The following is a 20,668-nucleotide window of genomic DNA, read 5'->3' as shown; positions in this document are numbered from 1 at the left end:
ACGTCCCCACTGTCCGTCACTCTCCGGTCACACCGTCGAGCAGCTCGCGGATGAGGTCGAGGTGACCGGCATGGCGTCCGGTCTCCTCGATCATGTGGGTCAGCACCCAGCGCACGGATACGGTACCGAGTCGCGGATGAGCGAATGTCGCCGACAGGTCCTTTCGGGCCAGGATCTCCCGGCTGGCCGCGCATTCCCGCTCGTACTCGGCGATCACCGCGGCCACCGGCCGCCCCTCCGGGACCCGGAACTCCGCCTCCTCGTCGCCGCCGTACCAGGGCGGTTCGCCGGGCTGGTCGTCGACGCGGTTGCTGAACCAGGCCCACTCCACCCAGCGCAGGTGGCTGAGCAGTCCGACCACGGTCATCAGCGGTGAGCTGGGGATCAGCGATCTCCGAGCGTCCACTTCGGACAGTCCGGTGGCCTTGAGGACCACCGTGGCGCGCAGGAAGTCCAGGAAGCCGGTGAGGGTGTCGCGTTCGTCGGCGGCCAGTGGTGGTTCGGGTCTGGTGTCGATCTTCAGCTCGGTCATCAGACGACAGTAGGCAGGTCGGGGCTGGAGATGTTGAATATTTTCCCCGGCCTGCCCAGCAGCGGCTCCAGCACGAGGGCCTTGCGGTCGGAGTCGGCGGTGCTGCCCCAGCGGACCTCGCGGCCGCCGGTCAGCCGCAGCCGGACGTCGCCGGGCACCTCGGCGAAGACCTCCAGCACCTCCGGCCGCAGTTTCTCCGGCACCGCGGCCAGCACGTCCACCGCGGCCTTGGCGGCCGGATCATCCGGCGCGGCGCTGCGCACCTTCAGCGCGGGCAGGCCGTCCGGTGGTTTGGGCACGGTGGCGTAGGCCCGGCCGGTGCTGTCCACCAGCTGCGGGCCGTCCGCGCCCTCGAAGACCGCCACCGGGCTGCGCTCGTCCACGGTGACCACCAGGCTGCTCGGGAAGGAGCGCTCCACCCGCACGGTGAACACCCTGGGCACGGCGCCGATCCTGGCCGCCACCTCCTCGGTGTCCACCTGCAGCAGCGGGGTGCCGTCGGGCACGTTGGCCGCGGTCCGGATGTCCTCGGCGCTGAGCGCCTTGAGACCCTCGAACCGCACCTCCCTGACCGCGAACAGCCCGGTGTAATAGAGCACGTACCCCAGCCCGACCAGCACCGTCACCGCGGACATGAGCACCCAGGGCCGCAGCAGCCTGCGGAGTTTGGCCACCCGCCGCCGCGCGGCCGGACGGCGGCCGCGCACCGACGCCGGGCGCGGCCGGGCCGCCCGGCGCGGGTCGGTGTACCGCCTGCCGCGCTGCGGCGTCGCGCTCATCGTCCGGCGTCCTCGCCGCCGGCCAGCTCGCTCAGGATCTCCGGGCCGAGCATGGTGACATCGCCGGCGCCCATGGTGATCACCAGGTCACCCGGCCGGACCAGGCCCGCCACCAGCTTGGGCGCGTGGCTGAAGGAGGACTCGTAGTGCACCCGGCCCTGGGGCAGCGGCACGTTCTCGGCCACCAGCTCGCCGGTGATGCCCGGTTGCGGCTCCTCACGTGCCCCGTAGACGTCCAGCACCACGACCTCGTCGGCCAGGGCCAGCGCCTGGGCGAACTCGGCGCAGAAGGCCTTGGTGCGCGAGTACAGGTGTGGCTGGAACACGGTGACCAGCCTGCCGGTGCCACCGACCACCGGACGGGCGGCGCGCAGCTGGGCGTCGACCTCGGTGGGGTGGTGCGCGTAGTCGTCGTAGACCCGCACCCCGGCGGCCTGGCCCTTGAACTCGAACCGGCGGCGCACGCCACCGAAGGCGGCCAGCCCCTCCAGCAGACCGGTCAGCGGCGCGCCCAGTTCGAGTCCGGCCAGCAGCGCGGCGACCGCGTTGCCCGCCATGTGCTCGCCGGGCACGGCCACCGTGACGGTGACCTTCTCCCCGTTCAGCTCCAGCTCCGCCTCGCCACCGGCCGCGGTGGGCCGGTGCGCGAGCAGGTGCGCGTCCGCGCCCTCGGCCCGGCCGTAGCGCAGCACCCGCACGCCCTGGGCGGCGGCGCGGTCGGCCAGTGCGGCCGAACCGGGGTCGTCGGCGTTGGCGATGAGCACGCCGCCGGGTTCGATCCGGCCGACGAACTCGTCGAAGACCGCGACGTATGCCTCGACCGTGCCGTGGTGGTCCAGGTGGTCGGCCTCCACGTTGGTGACCACCGCGACCGACGGGCTGAACACCAGGAACGAGCCGTCGGACTCATCGGCCTCGGCCACGAAGGCGCCGCCGCTGCCGTGGTGGGCGTTGGCGCCGGACTCGTTGAGGTCCCCGCCGATGGCGAAGGAGGGGTCCAGCCTGCAGTGCTGCAGGGCCACGGTGAGCATGGAGGTGGTGGAGGTCTTGCCGTGGGTGCCCGCGATGCAGGCCACCCGGTGCCCGGCCATCAGCGCGCCCAGCGCCTCGGCCCGGCGCAGCACGGTGATCCCGCGTTCCCGCGCGGCCACCAGCTCCGGGTTGTCCGGCCGGATCGCGGTGGAGACCACCACCGCGGTGGGGCCGCCGTCGAGCTGGTCCAGGTTCTCCCCCGCGTGCCCGGCGCTGATCTCCGCGCCCTGGGCGCGCAGCGCGAGCACGGTTGGCGAGTCCTTGGCGTCGGAGCCGGACACCCGGGCGCCGCGGGCCAGCAGGATCCGGGCGATGCCGCTCATCCCGGCGCCGCCGATGCCCACCAGGTGGGTGCGGGCCAGGCGATCGTCGAGCGGGCCGACCTCGGGGGCGCTCACCGGCGCACCAGGTCCAGCACCATGCGGGCCAGCACCACATCGGCCTCGCGGTGCCCGCCGGACTGGGCGGCCGCGCCCATCTTGGCCAGCCGCTCCGGGTCGCGCAGGATCGGGATGACCTGCTCGCCGATCCGCTGCGCGGTCAGCTCGCCGTCGGCGATGATGATGCCGCCGCCGTTGTCCACCACCGGGTTGGCGTTGAGCGCCTGCTCGCCGTTGCCGTGCGGCAGCGGCACGAACACCGCGGGCAGCCCGAGCGCGGAGACCTCGGCCACGGTCATCGCGCCGGAGCGGCAGAGCACCGCGTCCGCGGCGGCGTAGGCCAGGTCCATCCGCTCCAGGTAGGGCACTGGCACGTAGGCCGGGGCGTAGGGCACCTGCTGCACGGCCACGGTGTTCTTCGGCCCGTGCGCGTGCAGCACGCCGATGCCGGCCGCGGCGAACTGCCCGGCCGCGGCCGAGACCGCGGAGTTGATCGAGCGCGCGCCCTGGGAGCCACCGACCACCAGCAGGCAGGGGGCGGTGGGGTGCAGGCCGAAGTAGCGGCGGGCCTCATCGCGCAGCGCGGCCCGGTCCAGGGTGGTGATGGACTGGCGCAGCGGGATGCCGATGACCCTGGCGCCGGGCAGGCCGGAGCCGGGCACGGCGGCGGCCACCGCGGCGGCGAAGCGGGCGCCGACCTTGTTGGCCAGGCCGGTGCGCGCGTTGGCCTCGTGCACCACGATCGGCACCCGGCCGCGGGCGGCCAGGTAGGCGGGCAGCGCCACGTAGCCGCCGAAGCCGACCACCACGTCCGCGCCGTGCCGCTCGAAGACCTCGCGGGTGCGGCGGACCGCGTCCCTGACCTTCAGCGGCAGCCGGAGCAGTTCCGGGCTGGGCTTGCGCGGCATCGGCACCGGCGGGATCAGCTCGAGCTGGTACCCGCGGGCCGGCACGATCTTGCTCTCCAGCCCCCGTTCGGTGCCCAGCGCGATGACCCGCACGTCGGGGCGGATCCGGCGCACCGCGTCGGCCAGGGCCAGCGCGGGCTCGATGTGCCCGGCGGTGCCGCCACCGGCGACGACGACACAGGGTCCACTTCGGACGGTTTCACCAGACACTGCGGAAGTCCTCCAGCCCGGATTCCCAGGCATCGTCATGGGGGGATCGGATGGCCGCGAGGGTAACAAAATCCGCCTGTGACACTGCGTGCGCCCGGGGCGCTACGCAGCGCGCCCAGGCACGGGGATCAGCGGATCCGGCCCTCGCGGCTGTTCGGGTAGCCGGCTCTGCGCCGGGGATCGGGGCTGCCGGTGCTGCGCCGGGTGCGCCGCCGGTCGTCCTGGGCCGAGGCGGCCTGGTGGGCGGCCGCGCGCACCGGGCGACCGGCCTGGCGGGGTGGGGTGGACGGGCGCACCGGCTTGCGTTTGGCCGGTGGCCGGTAGGGCTCTGGCGCGGGCAGCCGGAGCAGTTTGCCGACCCGGCCGGGGCCGAGGGTGCGCAACGCGGCCACGGCCTCCGGCTCGTGCCGGGCGTTGTTGGCCAGGATGCCGAAGACCAGCATGGTCACCGCGGCCGAGGTGCCACCGGAGGAGATCATCGGCAAGGTCAGGCCGGTGACCGGGAGCAGCCCGACCACGTAGCCGATGTTGATCGCGGCCTGGGCCACCAGCCACACGGTCAGCGTGGAGGAGACCAGCCGGATCCACGGGTCGGTGTTGCGCTGGGAGATGCGCAGGCCGACGTAGGCGAGCAGGCCGAAGAGCACCAGCACCAGGAACGCGCCGATCAGGCCGAGCTCCTCGCCGACCACGGCGAAGATGAAGTCGTTGTGCACGTTGGGCAGATAGCTCCACTTGGCCTTGCCCTGGCCGAGCCCCACGCCGAAGATGCCGCCGTCGCCAAGGGCGTAGAGCGCCTGCTTGGACTGGTAGGAGGCGGTCGGGTCGGCGTCGGGGTTGAAGAAGGAGGTCAGCCGTTCCAGCCGGTAGGCCGCGGTCATGGCCAGCACGATGGCGCCGGTGACCGCGCCGAGGGCGATCACGCCGAACAGCCGCAGCGGCGCGCCGGCGAACCAGAGCAGGGACAGCACGATCACCGCGAGGGTGATGGTGGAGCCGAGGTCGGGTTGCAGCATGAGCAGGGCGAACATCATCAGCGCCGCGGGCACCAGCGGCACCAGCAGATGCCGCCACTGGTGCAGCATGGCGCGTTTGGTGGCCAGCACGTGCGCGCCCCAGAGCACCAGCGCGACCTTGGCCGGTTCCACCGGCTGGAAGGACAGCGGGCCGATCTTGAACCAGCTGCGCGCCTTGTTCAGCTCGGCGCCGATGCCCGGCACCAGCACCAGGATGAGCAGCAGCAGGCTGACCACCATGGCCGGGATGCTGAGTCTGCGCAGGGTTCTGGCCGGTAGCCGCAGCGCGATCCAGAACAGCACCAGGCCGACGCAGACGTAGGCCAGCTGCTTGGCGAAGATCACGAACGAGGAGTTGAACTTGTTCAGGCTGTCCGGGATCGAGGCGGAGAGCACCATGACCAGGCCGAGGATGGTGAGCAGGCCGAAGACCGCCAGCACCAGGTGGAAGTCGGCCAGTGGCCTGCTCAGCCAGGCGGTGAGGGCGGAACGCCAGGAGACGCGGGCGGTCCTGCGGGTCCGTCGCGGCATCCCCGCCTCACCCAGCCTCTGGCGACTGATGTACCTCTCGGACGGCTTGGGCGAAGGCGCGGCCGCGGTGGGTGTAGTCGGTGAACATGTCCATGGAGGCCGCCGCGGGCGCCAGTAGCACAACATCACCCGGTCGTGCCATTGCGCTCGCCGCTCTCACCACCGACACCATGGGTTCATCGTCCCCCTCCGGCACGGTGTGCACGGGGACCTCGGGCGCGTGTCGCGCCAGCGCGGCGGCGATCACGTCCTTGTCCTGGCCGATCAGCACCACGCCTGCCAGTCGCGGCGCGGCCTCGGCGACGAGGTCCTCGACCGAGGCGCCCTTGAGCAGTCCGCCGGCCACCCAGATCACCCGGTCGTGGGCGCGCAGGGAGGAGGCGGCGGCGTGCGGGTTGGTGGCCTTGGAGTCGTCGATGTAGACCACGCCGTCGACCTCGGCGACCGGGCTGGCCCGGTGCGCGATGGGCTGGAAGCTGCCCAGACCCTCCCGGACGGCTTCGGCGGAGACGCCGTGCGCGCGGGCCAGTGCGGCCGCGACCAGTGCGTCGGCGAGTCCGGGTGGTCCGGCCGGGCGGATCGCGGCGGCCTCGGCGAGTACCGCCTGCTCGACCCGGTCCACCAGGTTGCCGCCGGTGATGCCGAACTGGCCGGGGGCTGGTTCGCCCAGCGTGACGCCGATCTTGCGGGGTGCCGGGGCGGCCGCCAGCAGTTCGGCGACCAGTGGGTCGTCCAGGTTGCCGATGGCCACCTCGCCGGTGAGCACGGCGGCCTTGGCCGCGGCGTAGGCGTCCAGGGAGCCGTGCCAGTCCAGGTGGTCCTCGGCGATGTTGAGCAGCGCGCCCGCGGTGGGCCGCACCGAGGGCGACCAGTGCAGCTGGAAGCTGGACAGTTCCACGGCCAGCACCCGGTGTCCGGCGCGGACCGCGTCCACCACCGGCAGGCCGACGTTGCCGCAGGCGACCGCGTCGGCCCCGGCGGCACGCAGGATGTGTTCCAGCATGCCGATGGTGGTGGTCTTGCCGTTGGTGCCGGTGACCACCAGCCAGGCCCTCGGCCCGTCCGCGGACTCCTGGTCCAGTCGCCAGGCCAGTTCGACCTCGCCGATGACCTCGACGCCCTCGGCCGCGGCGGCGGCCAGCAGCGGGGTGTCCGGCCGCCAGCCGGGGCTGGTGACCACCAGGTCGGTGCCGGGCGGCAGCTCGGTGAGGGAGAGCGCGGTGGCGTACTCGGTGATCGAGGCCAGCCGGGACTCATTGCCGTCGGTGACGGTGACCTTGGCGCCGTTCTCGGCCAGGGCCTGGGCGGCCGACAGACCGGACACCCCGGCCCCCGCGACGAGGACCGAGGCGCCGGCGAACTGGGACCGGCTCATCCGCCCGTGGCCAGCCACTCGCTGTAGAACAGACCCAGGCCGATCATGCAGCAGATGCCGCCGAGCAGCCAGAATCTGATGATCACCGTGGTTTCCGCCCAGCCGGCCAGCTCGAAGTGATGGTGGAAGGGCGCCATCCGGAACAGTCTTCGTTTGGTGGTGCGGAAGACCAGGATCTGCAGGCTCACCGAGAGCACCTCGACCACGAACAGCCCGCCGACGACGAACATCAGCAGCTCGGTGCGGGTCACGATGGACAGACCCGCGACCAGGCCACCAAGGGCCAGCGAACCGGTGTCGCCCATGAAGATCTTGGCCGGGGCCGCGTTCCACCACAGGAAGCCGACGCAGCCCGCCATCGCCGCGGCGGCCACGATCGCCAGGTCGAGCGGGTCCCGGACGTAGTAGCAGGCCGGGTTGAGCCGCTCGGAGCAGTCCAGCCGGAACTGCCAGAACGAGATGACCACGTAGGTGCCCAGCACCATCGCCGCGGTGCCCGCGGCCAGGCCGTCCAGGCCGTCGGTCAGGTTGACCGCGTTGGACCAGCCCGCCACCAGCAGGTTGCAGAAGATGATGAACCCGATGGCGCCGAAGGAGATGATCGAGATGTCCCTGACGAAGGACAGGTTCACCGAGGCAGGGGTGAGGTGGTAGTCGCTGGCGTCCGGGAACTGCAGCACCAGGTAGCCGAAGATGGTCGCGGTCAGCACCTGGCCGACGATCTTCGCGGTGCCGGACAGGCCCAGGTTGCGGGCCTTGCGGATCTTGATGAAGTCGTCCAGGAAGCCGACCAGGCCCAGGCCGGTGGTCAGGAACAGCACCAGCATGCCGGAGGCGGTCGGGCCGACCTGGTCGCCGGTGCCCCTGGTCAGGTAGACGAACAGGTGGCTGGTGCCGTAACCGGCCCACATGGCCACCAGGATCGCGATGCCGCCCATGGTGGGCGTGCCGCGCTTGGTCTTGTGGTGCTGGGGACCCTCCTCCCTGATCTCCTGGCCGAATCCCTGCCGGGAGAAGACCTTGACCAGGTAGGGGGTGAGCAGGATGGAGACCATGAGCGCGATCGCGCCCGCGACGAGAATGCCCTTCACGCGGTGTCACCGCCCTCGAGCAACGCGTCGGCGACCCGCCACAGCGCGGCCACCTTGCTGGCCTTGACCAGCACGACGTCCCCTGGCCGCACCTGTTCGCGCAGCAGCGCGATGGCGGCTTCGACGTCCGGCACGAGTACGGACTCCTCTCCCCATGACCCTTCGAGGTACGCGCCCTGGTGCATCGCGCCCGCCTGCTCGCCGACCACGACGAGCCGGTTGACGTCGAGCCGGACCGCGTAGCGGCCGATCGAGTCGTGCGCGGCGATGCTGTCCTCGCCCAGCTCCCCCATCAGCCCGAGCACGGCCCAACTGCGGCGGCGGGGCTCGGTGCGGCTCATGGCGGCCAGGGTCTTGAGCGCGGCGCGCACCGACTCCGGGTTGGCGTTGTACGAATCGTTGACCACCGTGACGCCGTCGGCGCGGGTGGTGACCTCCATGCGGCGGGCCGAGACCCGTCGCGCCGCGGAGAGCCGGTCGGCGACCTCCGCCGGCGTGGCGCCCAGTTCCAGCGCGACCGCGGCCGCGGCCAGTGCGTTGGACACGTGGTGCGCGCCGTGCAGCCCGAGCCGGACCTGGGCCTCCCCGGCCGGGGTGACCAGGCGGAAGGTGGCCCTGGCCTGCTCGTCGAGGTCGACGTCCTCGGCGCGCACGGTGGCCTTCGGGTCGGTCCCGAAGAAGACGATCTTGGCTTTGCTGCGCTGTGCCATCGCGGCGACCAGCGGGTCGTCGGCGTTGAGGATGGCCACGCCGCCCTCTTCGGCCGACGGCAGGGATTCGGCGAGTTCGCCCTTGGTCTGGGCGACCGCCTCCTGGGAGCCGAACTCGCCCAGGTGCGCGGTGCCGACGTTGATCACCACCCCGATCCGGGGCGGCGCGGTGCGGCAGAGCTGGCCGATGTGGCCCACCCCGCGCGCGGAGAGTTCCAGGACCAGGAAGCGGGTGTCGGCGTCGGCGCGCAGCACGGTCCACGGGTGGCCAAGCTCGTTGTTGAACGAGCCGGGCGGCGCGACCGTCGGGCCCATCGGCTCGACCACCTGGGCGATGAGGTCCTTGGTGGAGGTCTTGCCGGAGGAGCCGGTGATGCCCACGACGGTGAGTCCCTTGGGCGCCAGCGTGTCCACCGTGAGCCGGGCCAGTTTGCCGAGCGCGGCCAGCACCGCGGCGCCGGAGCCGTCGGTGTCGCCGGTCAGCGCCACCGAACCCCGGTTGGCCTCACTGACCGGCGGCACGATCACCGCGGGCGCGTCGACCTCCCGCGCGGCCAGCACACCGGCCGCGCCTGCCGCGATCGCGGCGGCGGCGAAGTCGTGGCCGTCCACCTTCAGCCCTGGCAGGGCCAGGAACAGGCCGCCCTCGGTCAGTTCACGCGAGTCGAACTCCACGCTCCCGGTGACCAGTGGACTGCCGTCGGTGTGGTGCAGGCGCCCGCCGACCGCTGCTGCGATCTCGGCGAGGCTGAGCGGAATCATGAACCCTCCGTGTGGTGGACGCCGGTAGCGCCACCGGGGTTGCCGGACAGTTGCGCGTCGATCGCCCCGGACAGCACCTGCCGGTCGTCGAAGGGCTGCACGACGCCGTTGATCTCCTGGCCGGTCTCGTGGCCCTTGCCCGCCACGACCACCACGTCACCGGGACCCGCGCGGCGCACGGCCTCGCGGATGGCGGCGGCGCGGTCGCCGATCTCGATGACCTCGCCGCGCTCGGCCTCGGGCACGGCCAGCGCGCCGGCCAGCATGGCGGCCCTGATCGCGGCCGGATCCTCGGTACGCGGGTTGTCGTCGGTGACGATGGTCAGCTCGGCGCGGCGGGTGGCGGCCTCGCCCATCACCGGCCGTTTGGCGCTGTCCCGGTCGCCGCCGCAGCCCAGCACCACGATGATCCGGCTGTCCTTGGCCTGTTCACGCACCGAGTCCAGCACCGCGGCGACCGCGCCGGGCTTGTGCGAGTAGTCCACCACCGCGGTGAAGTCCTGGCCGCGCACCACCCGTTCCATCCGGCCGGGCACGTCCACGCTGGAGAGGCCCTCGATGATGGCCGCGTCCGGCACCCCGGCCGCGTGCAGGCAGGCGGCGGCCAGCAGCGCGTTGGCCACGTTGAAGTCGCCGGGCAGCCGGATGGCCAGTTTCAGCTCGATGCCGTCCGGGCCGAGCGCGCGGAAGCGCTGGATGCCGGTGGTCTCGGTGCTGATGTCGGCGGCTCGCCAGGTGGCCTCGCCGTCCAGGGCGACGGTGACGGTGTCCTCGGTGACCAGCTTGCGGCCCCACTCGCCGTCCACCATCACCACGGCCTGATCCGCCCGGCCGTCGAACAGCTTGGCCTTGGCGGCGAAGTAGTCGGCCATGTCGGCGTGGAAGTCCAGGTGGTCCTGGGACAGGTTGGTGAAGGCGCCCACGGTGAAGTGGGTGCCCGCGACCCGGCCGAGGGAGAGCGCGTGGCTGGAGACCTCGATGGCCACGTCGCTGACCCCGCGTTCGAGCATCAGCGCGAACAGCGCCTGCAGGTCCGGGGCCTCCGGGGTGGTGAACGCGCTGTCCAGCCGGTCCCCGGCGATCACCGTGGCCACCGTGCCGATCAGCCCGGTGGTGCGGCCCGCGGCGCGCAGTCCGGCCTCGATCAGCGTGCTGACCGTGGTCTTCCCCGAGGTGCCGGTGATGCCGATGATCGAGAGCCGGTCGGAGGGGTTGCCGTAGATCCGGGCGGCCAGTTCACCCAGCACAGCGCGCGGATCCGGGTGCACCAGCACCGGCAGGCCTGCCGCGCGCACCTCGGGCAGCTCAGCGCCCGCGGCGTCGGTGAACAGCGCGATCGCGCCGCCCTCGACGGCCTGGGCGATGAACTGGGCCCCGTGCGCGCGGGCTCCCGGCAGTCCGGCGAACAGGTCGCCTGGCTGGGCCTGCTGCGCGCGCAGGGTGGCGCCGGTGACCCGGACCGCAGCGTGTTCGCGGCCGTTGTCACCAGCGAGAACGGCGCCGACCATGCCGGCTAGCTCGTCCAGTCGGACCGGCTCGGTCAGCGACGGGCGAGGCGGGGCTGTAGCGACCACTGATGGCACGCGCGAGAGGCTACCGGCGTGCGCTGAGTGGCCTAGCACGGCCCGACTGTGCTACTGGGCGTGATCCACCCGCGCCATACGTGAGAAGGGTTCACATTCAGCTCGGGTCTCGCTACCTTCAGGCCAACGCTTGTCGTGTTCCAGGTCACAGCCGACCTTGGCCGGAAGGGCTACCGCCATGCGCCTGCACCGCATCAGACCTGCCCTGACCCTCGCCCTGGCGACACTGCTCGGCGCCGGGTTGCTCACCCAACTCGACCCGGCCGCGGCCGCTCCCGCGGACACCTACCTGGTGGGCCGGGGCATCGCCGATGTGACCGGGGAACCGGCCGAGCGCGGCATGATGGGCTACGCCAAGCTGGACCAGCAGACCTCCGGCATCCACCAGCGGCAGCGGTCCAGGGCCTTCGTGGTGGCCGACTCCGCTGGCACCCAACGGATCGCGCTGGTGACGGTGGACGTCGGGCAGATCTTCGCCAGCGTCCGGCAGGCCGTGCTCAAGCGGCTCGGCCAGGAACTCGGCGGGGCCTACACGGACGCGAACCTGGCCATCACCGCCACGCACACCCATTCCGGGCCGGGCGGCTACTCGCACTACTCGCTCTACAACATCACGACCTTCGGCTACCACGACGACACCTTCAAGGCGATCGTCAACGGCATCGTGGCCTCGGTGAAGCAGGCCCACCAGGACCTGGCGCCGGGCTCGGTCTCGCTGGGCAAGGGCGAGTTGCGCGATGCCAGCGTGAACCGGTCCCGCCGGGCCTTCGACCGCAACCCGGCCGCGGACAAGGCCTACTTCCCCGAGGGCATCGACCCGCGGACCACGTTGCTGCGCTTCGATCGCGGCGGGCAGCCGATCGGCGCGCTGAACTTCTTCGCCACCCACGGCACCAGCCTGCGCGGCGACCACAAGCTGATCTCCGGTGACAACAAGGGTTACGCCTCCTACCACTGGGAGCGCGATGTCAGCGGGGTCGACTACCTCAGTGGCGCACCGGGTTTCGTGGCGGCCTTCGCCCAGACCAGCGCCGGGGACATGAGCCCGAACCTGGCCCTGAAGCCGGGCATCGGCCCGACCGACGACCACATCGCCAACACCAAGATCATCGGTGAGCGCCAGTTCGCCGCGGCCAAACGCCTGCTGGACAACGGCGGCACCGCGGTGGCCGGCAGCATCGGCTCCCGACTGTCCTTCGTGGACCTGAGCAATGTCACGGTGGACCAGCGCTTCACCGGCGACGGCCAGCAGCACAAGACCTGTGGCGCGGCCATGGGCGCGAGCTTCGCCGCGGGCAGCACCGAGGACGGGCCGGGGCCGGACATCTTCAAGGAGGGTGTCGGCAACAACCCGCTGATCGAACTGGTCACCAAGGCCCGCTACCAGGCCTCGCCGGAACTGCGCGCCTGCCAGTCCCCCAAGGACATCCTGCTGGACACCGGCGCACTCGGGCTGACCCCGAAGATCCTGCCGGTGCAGGTGCTCAAGATCGGCCAGTTCTACCTGGCCACGCTGGCCAAGGAGACCACCATCGTGGCCGGGCTGCGGCTGCGCCAGACGGTGGCCGCGGCCACCGGCGCGCCGCTGGAGAACGTGCTGGTCTCCGGCTACACCAACGACTACTCGGGCTACCTGACCACGCCGGAGGAGTACGACCAGCAGGACTACGAGGGCGGCCACACCATGTTCGGCCGCTGGGCGCTGCCCGCCTACCAGCAGGAGTTCGCCAGGGTCGCCGGTGATCTGAAGGCAGGCCGGGCCACCAGCCCCGGGCCGCAGGTCCCCGACCTGTCCGGGTCGAAGTGGACCGTGCAGCCCGGGGTGGTCATGGACGCCCCGCCGATCGGCTACAAGTTCGGCGACACCGTCACCCCGCCCGCGGCCGCCTACAACCGAGGCCAGCAGGTGAAGGTCGAGTTCGCCGGGGCGCACCCGAACAACAACCTGCACCACGGCGGGTCCTACCTGGAGGTGCAGCGCCAGGAGGGCGACCGGTGGAAGCGGATCGCCGACGACGGCGACTGGTCCACCAAACTCCACTGGGCCCGCTGGGGCATCGCGGCCTCCAGGGTCACCGTGACCTGGGACGTGCCTGCCAGCGCGCAGCCGGGGAAGTACCGGATCGTGTACTCGGGTGACGCCAAGGCTTTGTCCACCAAGATCACCTCGTTCACCGGCGCCTCCCCGGAGTTCACGGTCAGCTGACCGGCAGCGTCCGCGCCAGGAACTCCTCCGTCAGCCGCCAGGCCTCGGCCGCCGCCTCCGGGTGGTGGAACGCCGGGGCCTTGCGGTTGTGGAAGGCGTGCCCGGCCTGCTCCTGCACGTGCAGTTCGACGTTGGCCCGGCCGGCCGCGGCGGCCTCGACCTTGGCCACCTCCGCGCGCGGGATGTAGGGGTCGGCCCCGCCGAAGTGGATCAGGATCGGCGCGCTGATGTTCGCCAGCAGCCCCGCGTTGTCCGGCACGCCCGAGCCGTAGAAGGACACCACCGCGTCCGGACCGCCCTGCGCGGCCAGGAAGAAGGTGACCGTGCCGCCGAAGCAGAAGCCCAGCGCGCCCACCGGCGCACCGCCGACCTCGGGCAGGCCGCGCAGCACCTCCAGCGCGGCCAGGGAATCGGTGATGCCGCCCGGGAAGTCGTGCTTGCCGACGAGTTCCATGGAGGCTTTCAGGCCCTCCTCGCCGTGGTCGGCAGCCCAGTTGCGGTGCTGCCGCCAGAACAGGTCGGGCGCGGCCACCACGTAGCCCAGCGCGGCCAGGTCCGCGGCCACCGCCTTGATGTAGTCGCCGACGCCGAAGATCTCCTGCACCAGCAGGATTCCCGGGCGCGGGGTGGTGGCCTCGGGCAGCCACACGGAGAGGTCGAAGGTGCCATCGGAGACCGTCACGGTCTCCACACGCGTCGTCATTTCGCCATGCTAAGCGCGCAGGACGCTAGCGCTTCGCCCGCCTGCTGCGGCCCACCAGCAGGATCACCGCGAGCACGCCGACCCCGGCGAGCAGGATGCCGCCCCAGGAGGTCGAGCCCTCGGCCTCGGCGGGCTGGCCGGATGCCTGGTTGCCGCCGCCGTTGGGCGCGGGGGTCTTCGATGCCTGGTTACCGGCCGGAGCCGCGCTCGCGGCCAGCGCGGCCGCACCGGGGATCGCCCGGATCGGGTCCATCTCCTCGGAACCGGACAGCAGGGTGCCGTCGGGCTCGAAGGCGATGGCCTCGCCCTGGGTCTCGTTCGGCAGCGGCACGCGGACCGGTTCCCGTTTGAGCGCCTCGGCGATATCGCCGTCGGGGGCCGGGAACAGCAGCGCGTCGGTGTAGGTGCGCAGCGCGACCACGGTGCCGTCGTGGCTGACCGCGCCGCCGGTGACCAGCACCGAACCGAACCCGGCCACCGGACCGCCCGGCGTGCTGCTGGATCTGATCCGGATCGTGCCGACCTTCTCCAGCGGGGTCGGGCCAGGTGCGGTCAGCGCCTTGCCAGGGCGGTAGATCCCGGCCGCGGCGAAGGGTTCCTTGGTGACGATGTACGGGGTGCCCTTGCGGTCCAGCAGCAGGGCTTCCGCGTCGTGCGGGCCGTCGGGGTAGGTCAGCCGGTACAGCGTGGCCTTCCCGTTGGGCGTCAGCGCGTGCAGTGCCACGCTGTCCCGCTTCTTGCCGTTGTCGCCGGTGTCGGCCAGCCACAGCGTGCCGTCGGCCGCGCGGGCCAGGTCCTCCACGTCGAACGGGTCGGTGGGGTTGCTGATCACCCGCTCCACCTTGCACGCCGGGGTGAGCACCAGGACCTGCAACTTGGATCCGCCGTCGGCCATGGCGTACCAGCGCTTGCCGTCGCTGGCCAGGCCGCTGAGTTCCTTGAGCCGCTTGTCGGTGAACCGGCACTTCTCCACCGGCGCGGGTGGTTCGGCGGCCAGCGCGGGCAGCCCGGACACGCACAACAGCGCTGCCAGTGTCACCAGCAGCGCTGTCGTGCGAGCCAGGAAACTCACGCCCGGTTGCCCGCGAACTCGCCGAGTTGCCCGGCCAGTTCCGGCTTGACCCTGGCGCGCAGCTCGGTGCCGTCCTCGGTGTGCTTCTCGGTGAGCACCTGGCCCTCGGAGTGCACCCGGGAGACCAGCTCGCCCCGGCTGTACGGGATGAGCAGCTCCACCAGCACGTCCGGCCGCGGGATCCGCTCGGCCACCAGGTCGCGCACGGTGTCCATGCCGGCGCCGGTGTGCGCGGAGACGAACAGCGCGTCCGGGAAAAGGTGGCGCAGCCGGGTCGCGGTCAGCTCGTCGGCCTGGTCCAGCTTGTTCACCACCAGCACTTCCGGCGGCATGGGGGTGTCCCGGTCCTGGATGATCTCGGCGAACACCTCCCGCACCGCGGAGACCTGGCGTTCCGGCAGCGGGTCCGAACCGTCCACCACGTGCAGGATGAGGTCGGCGTCGGCGACCTCCTCCAGGGTGGATCGGAATGCCTCCACCAGCTGGTGCGGCAGGTGGCGGACGAAGCCGACGGTGTCGGTGAGGGTGTAGGTGCGGCCGTCCTCGGTCAGCGCCCGGCGGGTGGTCGGGTCCAGGGTCGCGAACAGCGCGTCCTCGACCAGCACGCCCGCGCCGGTGATGGCGTTGAGCAGGCTGGACTTGCCCGCGTTGGTGTACCCGGCGATGGCCACGTTCGGCACCAGGTTGGCCACCCGCATACCGCGTTTGGTCTCCCTGACCGTGCCCATCGCGCGGATCTCCCTGCGCAGCTTGGCCATCCGCTTGGTGATCCGCCTGCGGTCGGTCTCCAGCTTGGTCTCACCGGGACCACGCAGACCCACACCGGCGTTGCCACCGGCGCGGCCACCGGCCTGCCTGGACAGCGACTCACCCCAGCCACGCAGCCGGGGCAGCAGGTACTGCAGCTGGGCCAGTTCGACCTGCGCCTTGCCCTCCCGCGAGCTGGCGTGCTGGGCGAAGATGTCCAGGATCAACGCGGTCCGGTCGACCACCTTGACCTTGAGCTTCTCCTCCAGCTGCCGGAGCTGCCCAGGGGACAGCTCACCGTCGCAGATGACCGTGTCGGCGCCGGTCTCGATGACCGACTCGCGCAGCTCGATGACCTTGCCGGAGCCCACGTAGGTGGCCGGGTCGGGTTTCTGGCGGCGCTGGATGAGGCCTTCCAGGACCTCGGCGCCCGCGGTCTCGGCCAGCCGGGCCAACTCCGCGAGCGAGGCTTCAGCCTCCTCGGCGTCGCCCTCGGTCCACACGCCGACCAGCACCACCCGCTCGAGCCGGAGCTGTCGCTGCTCGACCTCGCTGATGTCCGCGAGTTCGGTGGACAGCCCGGCGACCCTGCGGAGCGCGGCGCGGTCGGCCAGTTCCATCTCGCCGGTCGAGAGGATGTCCGTCTCGTCGGCCTGTGTCATGAATTCCGTCATACGGGGTCCAGTGTCCCACGTTCCGCCAGCGATTTCCGGTGTGACCGGGCACTTTCGCGCAGCCGCCGCCGGACGGGTGACGCGGGTGGTCGTACGCCTGGGGTAGCAGCCGGGCGAATCGGTTACCGCCGTGGGCCGATGGAAAAGGACGCGGCCGCGAGTTGGATCAGGGGACGCGCACCTGGGCGTATGCCGGAGAAGTCACCGCAGGAGTCACCCGTCGTGAACCGCCCGATCCCCCGCCGCCTGGACCAGGCGAGCCTGCGCGAACTGCGCTGGCCGTCGCTGCGGGAGGTGTTGCGCCACCCGGTCGAGGTGGCCGCCGAGCGCCCGGAGCCGCGCGAACTGCACCGCCGCTGGGTGGCGCAGACCTGGCAGGCCGGGGACATCGACCTCACCGCGGACCGCAGGCACTGGCGGCGGTCGCTGCCCGAGCGGACCAGGGCGGACCTGCGGGCGCTGCTGCCGAGGCTGAACCTCGGCGAGCCCACCTCGATCGAGTCGCTGCGGCCGATCCTGGTCGCCGCGCCGGACGCGGACGCTCTGCTCTACCTGGGCACCCAGCTCGTGGACGAGGTCCGGCACCGCCAGTTCGCGCTGCGGGTGGCAGCGGAACTGTGCGACCTGCCCGAGCCCGCGCCCGGGTGGCCCGCGATGCGGGAACTCCAGGCCGAACTCTCCGGCGAGCTGCTGCGCCACCCCGCCGACTACCGGCGCTGGCTGCGCGCGGTGACCCTGTTCCACCTGGTCCAGCAGGGGGTGCTGGCGCTGTCCGGGCAGCTCGCCCTGGTCACGCTGCTGGGTGACATGCCGGGGCTGCCCGGCGTGCGGACCGCGTTCGCCGCGATCACCAGGGACCGCTCGCGGCACCTGGCCTTCGGCCTGCACGCGCTGCGCCAGGGCGTGCTGGAGGGCCATGCCGGGGACATCGGCGAGGTGGTGGCGCTGGCCGCGGCGCCGGGCATCGCGGCGGTGTTCGGCGAGGCCCACCCACACGCCCGGCTGGCCTGGCGGCGGCTGGCCTGGCTACTGCGGGAGATCGGCCTGCCGGAACGCTCCGGCCGGGACCGGCTGATCCCGGCCGGAGCGGGTGCTCACGGCGCCAGCACGATCCGGCCGCGGAAACCGCCGGCGGCCAGCTTGGTGTAAGCCTCGGTGACCTGCTCGAACGGCAGCACCTCGGACACCCGGACGGTGAGTTCGCCCTTCTCCACCAGTGCGGACAGCTCGGCCAGCCGGGGCCCGTGCGCGGTGACCATCACCGCGAGGCCGCGCACGTCCGCGCGGTCGGTGTCCGGCTGGCTGCCGTTGACCGAGACGAAGCCGCCGCCGGGACGCACCGCGGTGACCGCGTCCGCACCGATGTTGGCCGCGTCGATCACGCCGTCGACCTGCCCGAAGGTGGTCAGCGCGGCGCCGCGCGGGATGAACTCGGCCGCGCCGAAGGAGCGGACCAGTTCCTCATCGGCGGCACCGGCGGTGGCGATCACCTTCAGGCCGCGCATCTTGCCCAGTTCCACCACGTAACCGCCGACGCCACCGGCCGCGCCGGTGACCAGCAGGGTGCCGCCCTCGGGCAGTTCCAGCAGGTCGATGGCCTGGTCGGCGGTCAGCGCGTTGAGCGGCAGGCTGGCCGCCTCGGCGGCGGTCTTGCCTGCCGGGAACGGGGCCAGGTCGGTCGCGGGCAGCACCGCGAACTCGGCCTGCACATCGGGGGCCCGGTCCAGCTGGTCGGACAGGCCGATGACCCGGTCGCCGACCGCGTAGCCGGTGACGCCCGCGCCCACCGCGTCCACCACACCCGCCACGTCCCAGCCGACGCCGTAGGCCGGGAGCTGTGGCAGCCGCCCGGCGTGCACGAAGAACCCGCCCGCGCTGAGCAGGTCGACCGGGTTGAGCGCGGCCGCCTCGACCTTGATCCGCACCTGGCCCGCGCCCGCCTCGGGCACCGGCACCTCCGCGACCTCCAGCACCTCGGGGCCGCCGAACTTCTTGATCAGAATTGCTCGCATGCGGAGGACATTAAGTGAGCTACTCTCTGCCGGGGAGTACGTACTTCAAAGTGCGTACCACACCGGAAGGAGAGTCATGGCCACGCAGACCGCCGCCGACCGCAGATCAGCCGAGCGGGACGCCTACGACGCCTACCTGGCCGCCTGTCCGACCAGGAACCTGCTGGACCGGATCAGCGACAAGTGGGTGACGTTGCTGCTCTGCGCGTTGCAGGACGGGCCGCGCCGGTACAACGAGCTGTCCCGCAAGCTGGCCGGGATCAGCCAGAAGATGCTCACCCAGACCCTGCGCACGCTGGAGCGGGACGGCCTGGTGACCCGCGAGGTCACGCCCTCGGTGCCGGTGCGGGTGGACTACGCGCTGACCCCGCTGGGCACGAGCCTGCGGGCCACGGTGGAGCAGCTCAAGCTGTGGGCCGAGGCCAACATGGACCACGTGTACCTGGCCCGCGCGGGTTACGACGCGCGGAACGAGTCCCACCAGGACTGATCCAGGGTGCCGCTGGCGACCAGCACGGCAGGCCCGGTGAGGGTGGCGCGCTGGTCCTCCACGGTGACCCTGACCTGGCCGCCGAGGATGTCCACGGTGACCTCGCCGGTGTTGTGGCCGGTCAGGTGCAGGGCGGCGGCCGCGGTGGCCACCGTGCCGGTGCCGCAGGAGCGGGTCTCCCCCACGCCACGCTCGTGCACCCGCATGCGCAGCTTGCCGGGGGCGAGGGTGCGCACGAACTCGATGTTGACCCCGCGCGGGAACACCGCGGGGTCGTAGCCGGGCTGCCTGGTCAGGTCGAGGTCTTCCAGGCCGCCGTCCAGGGGGCAGACCAGGTGCGGGTTGCCGACGTCGACCGCGACGCCGGGGTACTCGCGGCCGCCAAGGGTGGCGGTGGAGCGGCCGAAGACGGTGACCGGGCCCATGTCCACGGTGACGGTGCCGTCGGCGTGCGCGATGACCGGCCGGATCCCGGCCCTGGTGCCGACCGGGAACTCGCCGACCTGGGCCAGGCCCTGGCGCACCAGGTAGTGCGCGAAGACCCGGACGCCGTTGCCGCACATCTCGGCGATGGAGCCGTCGGCGTTGCGGTAGTCCATGAACCACTCGGCCGCCTCGACCCCGGCCGGGGCGTCGGCGAGTTTGGCGGTGCGCACCACCCGCAGCACGCCGTCGGCGCCCAGTCCGCGCTGGCGATCGCACAGCGCGCGCACCAGGGCGTCGGTCAGGTCCAGTTCTCCGTCCGCGTCGGGCAGCAGCACGAAGTCGTTCTCCGTGCCGTGTCCCTTGAGGAATTCCACTCCGGCCACCGGTTCAGAGTACGTCCAGCACGGCCTGGTCCAGGCCGGGGTCCGCCGGGTCGAACCAGTGCGTGCGCTTGTCCCGGCGGAACCAGGAGCGCTGCCGCCGGACGAAGCGCCGGGTGGCCTGCGCGGTCAGCTCGGCGGCGGTGTCCAGGTCGTGCGTGCCGTCGAAGGCGGCCAGGACCTGCTGATACCCCAGTGCCCTTGACGCGGTGAGCCCGTCGCGCAGCCCGGCCGCCTCCAGTTCGCGGACCTCCTCGACCAGTCCGGCGGCGAACATCTCGGTGACCCTGGCGTTGATCCGGGCGTCCAGCAGCGGCAGGTCGGGGGCCAGGCCGATGATCACCGTGCCGTAGCGGGCCGGGCCTGGGGTGGGCAGCGTGGCGGAGAAGGGGCGGCCGGTGAGCCGGATGACCTCGAGGGCGCGCACCACCCGGCGGCCGTTGCTGGGCAGGATCGAGGACGCCGCGAGGGGGTCCTGTCCGGTGAGCCGGTCGTGCAGCACGGCGGAGCCGACCTCGGCGAGTTCGGCCTCCAGTTCGGCGCGCAGTCCCGGGTCGGTGCCGGGGAACTCCAGGTCGTCCAGCACCGACTGCACGTACAGGCCGGAGCCGCCGACGAGGATCGGCGTCCGGCCGGCGGCGAGCAGTTCCTCGACCTTGGCCCGCGCCTGCCGCTGGTAGGCGGCGACCGCGGCGGTCTCGGTGACCTCGAGGACGTCGAGCAGGTGGTGCGGCACGCCCTCGCGTTCGGCCTCGGTGAGCTTGGCGGTGCCGATGTCCATGCCCCGGTAGAGCTGGGCGGCGTCGGCGTTGACCACCTCGCCACCCAGTCGCCTGGCCAGTCGCACGCCAAGCCCGGACTTGCCGGCGGCGGTGGGGCCGACGATCGCGAGAGGACGAAGCAAAACCACCCAACCAGCCTACGAGCCCCCACAACGGCCAACACACCGTCCCACTTCAGCCAACACACCGTACGAGTTCGGCCAACACGCGGGGAGCGGGCAAGCCGGTCGGAGTGTTGGCCGTTTTCGTACCGTGTGTTGGCCGTTT

At 72.1% G+C, this 20,668-nt stretch carries 18 protein-coding genes; 3 read left to right on the top strand and 15 right to left on the bottom strand.

What is annotated here, in order from left to right; all coding sequences use genetic code 11:
- Positions 1–16: 16 nt before the first annotated feature.
- From HNR67_RS14730 to HNR67_RS14690, 9 genes are all read right to left on the bottom strand, one after another.
- Positions 17–532 carry a DinB family protein gene (locus tag HNR67_RS14730; protein WP_185002578.1) on the bottom strand — a complete coding sequence of 172 codons (516 nt, stop codon included), beginning with the start codon at positions 530–532 and terminating at the stop codon, positions 17–19.
- Complete coding sequence (locus HNR67_RS14725; protein ID WP_185002577.1) at positions 532–1,311, bottom strand: cell division protein FtsQ/DivIB; 780 nt, start codon at positions 1,309–1,311, stop codon at positions 532–534. The genes HNR67_RS14730 and HNR67_RS14725 overlap by 1 nt, the downstream gene beginning before the upstream one ends.
- Complete coding sequence (murC, locus tag HNR67_RS14720) at positions 1,308–2,666, bottom strand: UDP-N-acetylmuramate--L-alanine ligase (RefSeq protein WP_221490760.1); 1,359 nt, start codon at positions 2,664–2,666, stop codon at positions 1,308–1,310. The genes HNR67_RS14725 and murC overlap by 4 nt, the downstream gene beginning before the upstream one ends.
- A gap of 71 nt (positions 2,667–2,737) precedes the next feature.
- Positions 2,738–3,841 carry an undecaprenyldiphospho-muramoylpentapeptide beta-N-acetylglucosaminyltransferase gene (murG, locus tag HNR67_RS14715; protein WP_312987271.1) on the bottom strand — a complete coding sequence of 368 codons (1,104 nt, stop codon included), beginning with the start codon at positions 3,839–3,841 and terminating at the stop codon, positions 2,738–2,740.
- A 128-nt stretch (positions 3,842–3,969) separates the two neighbouring features.
- Complete coding sequence (gene ftsW, locus HNR67_RS14710; protein WP_185002575.1) at positions 3,970–5,388, bottom strand: putative lipid II flippase FtsW; 1,419 nt, start codon at positions 5,386–5,388, stop codon at positions 3,970–3,972.
- A 7-nt stretch (positions 5,389–5,395) separates the two neighbouring features.
- Positions 5,396–6,763: a UDP-N-acetylmuramoyl-L-alanine--D-glutamate ligase gene (murD, locus tag HNR67_RS14705; protein ID WP_185002573.1), complete on the bottom strand. Its 1,368-nt coding sequence runs from the start codon at positions 6,761–6,763 to the stop codon at positions 5,396–5,398.
- Positions 6,760–7,854: a phospho-N-acetylmuramoyl-pentapeptide-transferase gene (mraY, locus tag HNR67_RS14700; RefSeq protein ID WP_185002572.1), complete on the bottom strand. Its 1,095-nt coding sequence runs from the start codon at positions 7,852–7,854 to the stop codon at positions 6,760–6,762. The genes murD and mraY overlap by 4 nt, the downstream gene beginning before the upstream one ends.
- Positions 7,851–9,326 (bottom strand): UDP-N-acetylmuramoyl-tripeptide--D-alanyl-D-alanine ligase, encoded by a 1,476-nt coding sequence (locus tag HNR67_RS14695; protein WP_185002571.1) that lies wholly within the window; start codon positions 9,324–9,326, stop codon positions 7,851–7,853. Before HNR67_RS14695 ends, mraY begins: the two co-directional genes overlap by 4 nt.
- Complete coding sequence (locus HNR67_RS14690) at positions 9,323–10,834, bottom strand: UDP-N-acetylmuramoyl-L-alanyl-D-glutamate--2,6-diaminopimelate ligase (RefSeq protein ID WP_185010661.1); 1,512 nt, start codon at positions 10,832–10,834, stop codon at positions 9,323–9,325. The genes HNR67_RS14695 and HNR67_RS14690 overlap by 4 nt, the downstream gene beginning before the upstream one ends.
- Positions 10,835–11,087: 253 nt before the next feature.
- Here HNR67_RS14690 and HNR67_RS14685 point away from each other — a divergent pair, with 253 nt between their 5' ends.
- Positions 11,088–13,115 carry a neutral/alkaline ceramidase gene (locus tag HNR67_RS14685; RefSeq protein WP_185002569.1) on the top strand — a complete coding sequence of 676 codons (2,028 nt, stop codon included), beginning with the start codon at positions 11,088–11,090 and terminating at the stop codon, positions 13,113–13,115.
- Here HNR67_RS14685 and HNR67_RS14680 read toward each other — a convergent pair.
- From HNR67_RS14680 to hflX, 3 genes are read right to left on the bottom strand one after another with little or no spacing between them, the layout of a single operon-like run.
- Positions 13,108–13,818: a dienelactone hydrolase family protein gene (locus tag HNR67_RS14680; RefSeq protein WP_185002568.1), complete on the bottom strand. Its 711-nt coding sequence runs from the start codon at positions 13,816–13,818 to the stop codon at positions 13,108–13,110. The genes HNR67_RS14685 and HNR67_RS14680 overlap by 8 nt on opposite strands.
- Positions 13,819–13,843: 25 nt before the next feature.
- A complete protein-coding gene (locus HNR67_RS14675) occupies positions 13,844–14,881 on the bottom strand; it encodes a hypothetical protein (RefSeq protein ID WP_246493193.1) in 1,038 nt (345 codons plus the stop codon).
- Positions 14,882–14,886: 5 nt separating this feature from the next.
- Complete coding sequence (gene hflX / locus HNR67_RS14670; protein WP_185002566.1) at positions 14,887–16,311, bottom strand: GTPase HflX; 1,425 nt, start codon at positions 16,309–16,311, stop codon at positions 14,887–14,889.
- A gap of 222 nt (positions 16,312–16,533) precedes the next feature.
- On the opposite strand from hflX, the gene HNR67_RS14665 reads away from it, so the two are divergent.
- A complete protein-coding gene (locus tag HNR67_RS14665) occupies positions 16,534–17,460 on the top strand; it encodes a ferritin family protein (RefSeq protein ID WP_185002565.1) in 927 nt (308 codons plus the stop codon).
- On the opposite strand, the gene HNR67_RS14660 is transcribed toward HNR67_RS14665, so the two are convergent.
- Entirely contained in the window at positions 17,406–18,323 is a 918-nt protein-coding gene (locus HNR67_RS14660; RefSeq protein ID WP_185002564.1) for an NADP-dependent oxidoreductase, read from the bottom strand. The two genes, HNR67_RS14665 and HNR67_RS14660, sit on opposite strands and share 55 nt — an antisense overlap.
- 76 nt (positions 18,324–18,399) lie before the next feature.
- On the opposite strand from HNR67_RS14660, the gene HNR67_RS14655 reads away from it, so the two are divergent.
- A complete protein-coding gene (locus tag HNR67_RS14655) occupies positions 18,400–18,813 on the top strand; it encodes a winged helix-turn-helix transcriptional regulator (RefSeq protein ID WP_185002563.1) in 414 nt (137 codons plus the stop codon).
- Here HNR67_RS14655 and dapF read toward each other — a convergent pair.
- Together dapF and miaA are read right to left on the bottom strand one after the other, a co-directional pair.
- The gene (dapF, locus tag HNR67_RS14650) at positions 18,780–19,622 is read right to left on the bottom strand and encodes a diaminopimelate epimerase (protein ID WP_185002562.1); all 843 of its coding nucleotides are present in this window, start codon (positions 19,620–19,622) and stop codon (positions 18,780–18,782) included. The two genes, HNR67_RS14655 and dapF, sit on opposite strands and share 34 nt — an antisense overlap.
- 4 nt (positions 19,623–19,626) lie before the next feature.
- Entirely contained in the window at positions 19,627–20,523 is an 897-nt protein-coding gene (gene miaA / locus HNR67_RS14645; RefSeq protein ID WP_185010657.1) for a tRNA (adenosine(37)-N6)-dimethylallyltransferase MiaA, read from the bottom strand.
- Positions 20,524–20,668 lie beyond the last annotated feature (145 nt).

The sequence above is a fragment of the Crossiella cryophila genome (genome assembly GCF_014204915.1).
GTDB lineage: Bacteria > Actinomycetota > Actinomycetes > Mycobacteriales > Pseudonocardiaceae > Crossiella > Crossiella cryophila.
The sequence above is the reverse complement of the archived record's forward strand: the minus strand, read 5'-3'. Positions and strand labels throughout refer to the sequence as shown.

Bases quoted from the DNA above. Each gene is read 5' to 3' on its own strand.
- HNR67_RS14690 (WP_185010661.1), bottom strand. From the start codon at position 10,834: ATGGTCGGCGCCGTTCTCGCTGGTGACAACGGCCGCGAACACGCTGCG.
- HNR67_RS14685 (WP_185002569.1), top strand. From the start codon at position 11,088: ATGCGCCTGCACCGCATCAGACCTGCCCTGACCCTCGCCCTGGCGACA.
- murC (WP_221490760.1), bottom strand. From the start codon at position 2,666: ATGAGCGGCATCGCCCGGATCCTGCTGGCCCGCGGCGCCCGGGTGTCC.
- murD (WP_185002573.1), bottom strand. From the start codon at position 6,763: ATGAGCCGGTCCCAGTTCGCCGGCGCCTCGGTCCTCGTCGCGGGGGCC.
- HNR67_RS14730 (WP_185002578.1), bottom strand. From the start codon at position 532: ATGACCGAGCTGAAGATCGACACCAGACCCGAACCACCACTGGCCGCC.
- hflX (WP_185002566.1), bottom strand. From the start codon at position 16,311: ATGACGGAATTCATGACACAGGCCGACGAGACGGACATCCTCTCGACC.
- HNR67_RS14655 (WP_185002563.1), top strand. From the start codon at position 18,400: ATGGCCACGCAGACCGCCGCCGACCGCAGATCAGCCGAGCGGGACGCC.
- HNR67_RS14725 (WP_185002577.1), bottom strand. From the start codon at position 1,311: ATGAGCGCGACGCCGCAGCGCGGCAGGCGGTACACCGACCCGCGCCGG.
- ftsW (WP_185002575.1), bottom strand. From the start codon at position 5,388: ATGCCGCGACGGACCCGCAGGACCGCCCGCGTCTCCTGGCGTTCCGCC.
- HNR67_RS14660 (WP_185002564.1), bottom strand. From the start codon at position 18,323: ATGCGAGCAATTCTGATCAAGAAGTTCGGCGGCCCCGAGGTGCTGGAG.
- HNR67_RS14680 (WP_185002568.1), bottom strand. From the start codon at position 13,818: ATGACGACGCGTGTGGAGACCGTGACGGTCTCCGATGGCACCTTCGAC.
- HNR67_RS14695 (WP_185002571.1), bottom strand. From the start codon at position 9,326: ATGATTCCGCTCAGCCTCGCCGAGATCGCAGCAGCGGTCGGCGGGCGC.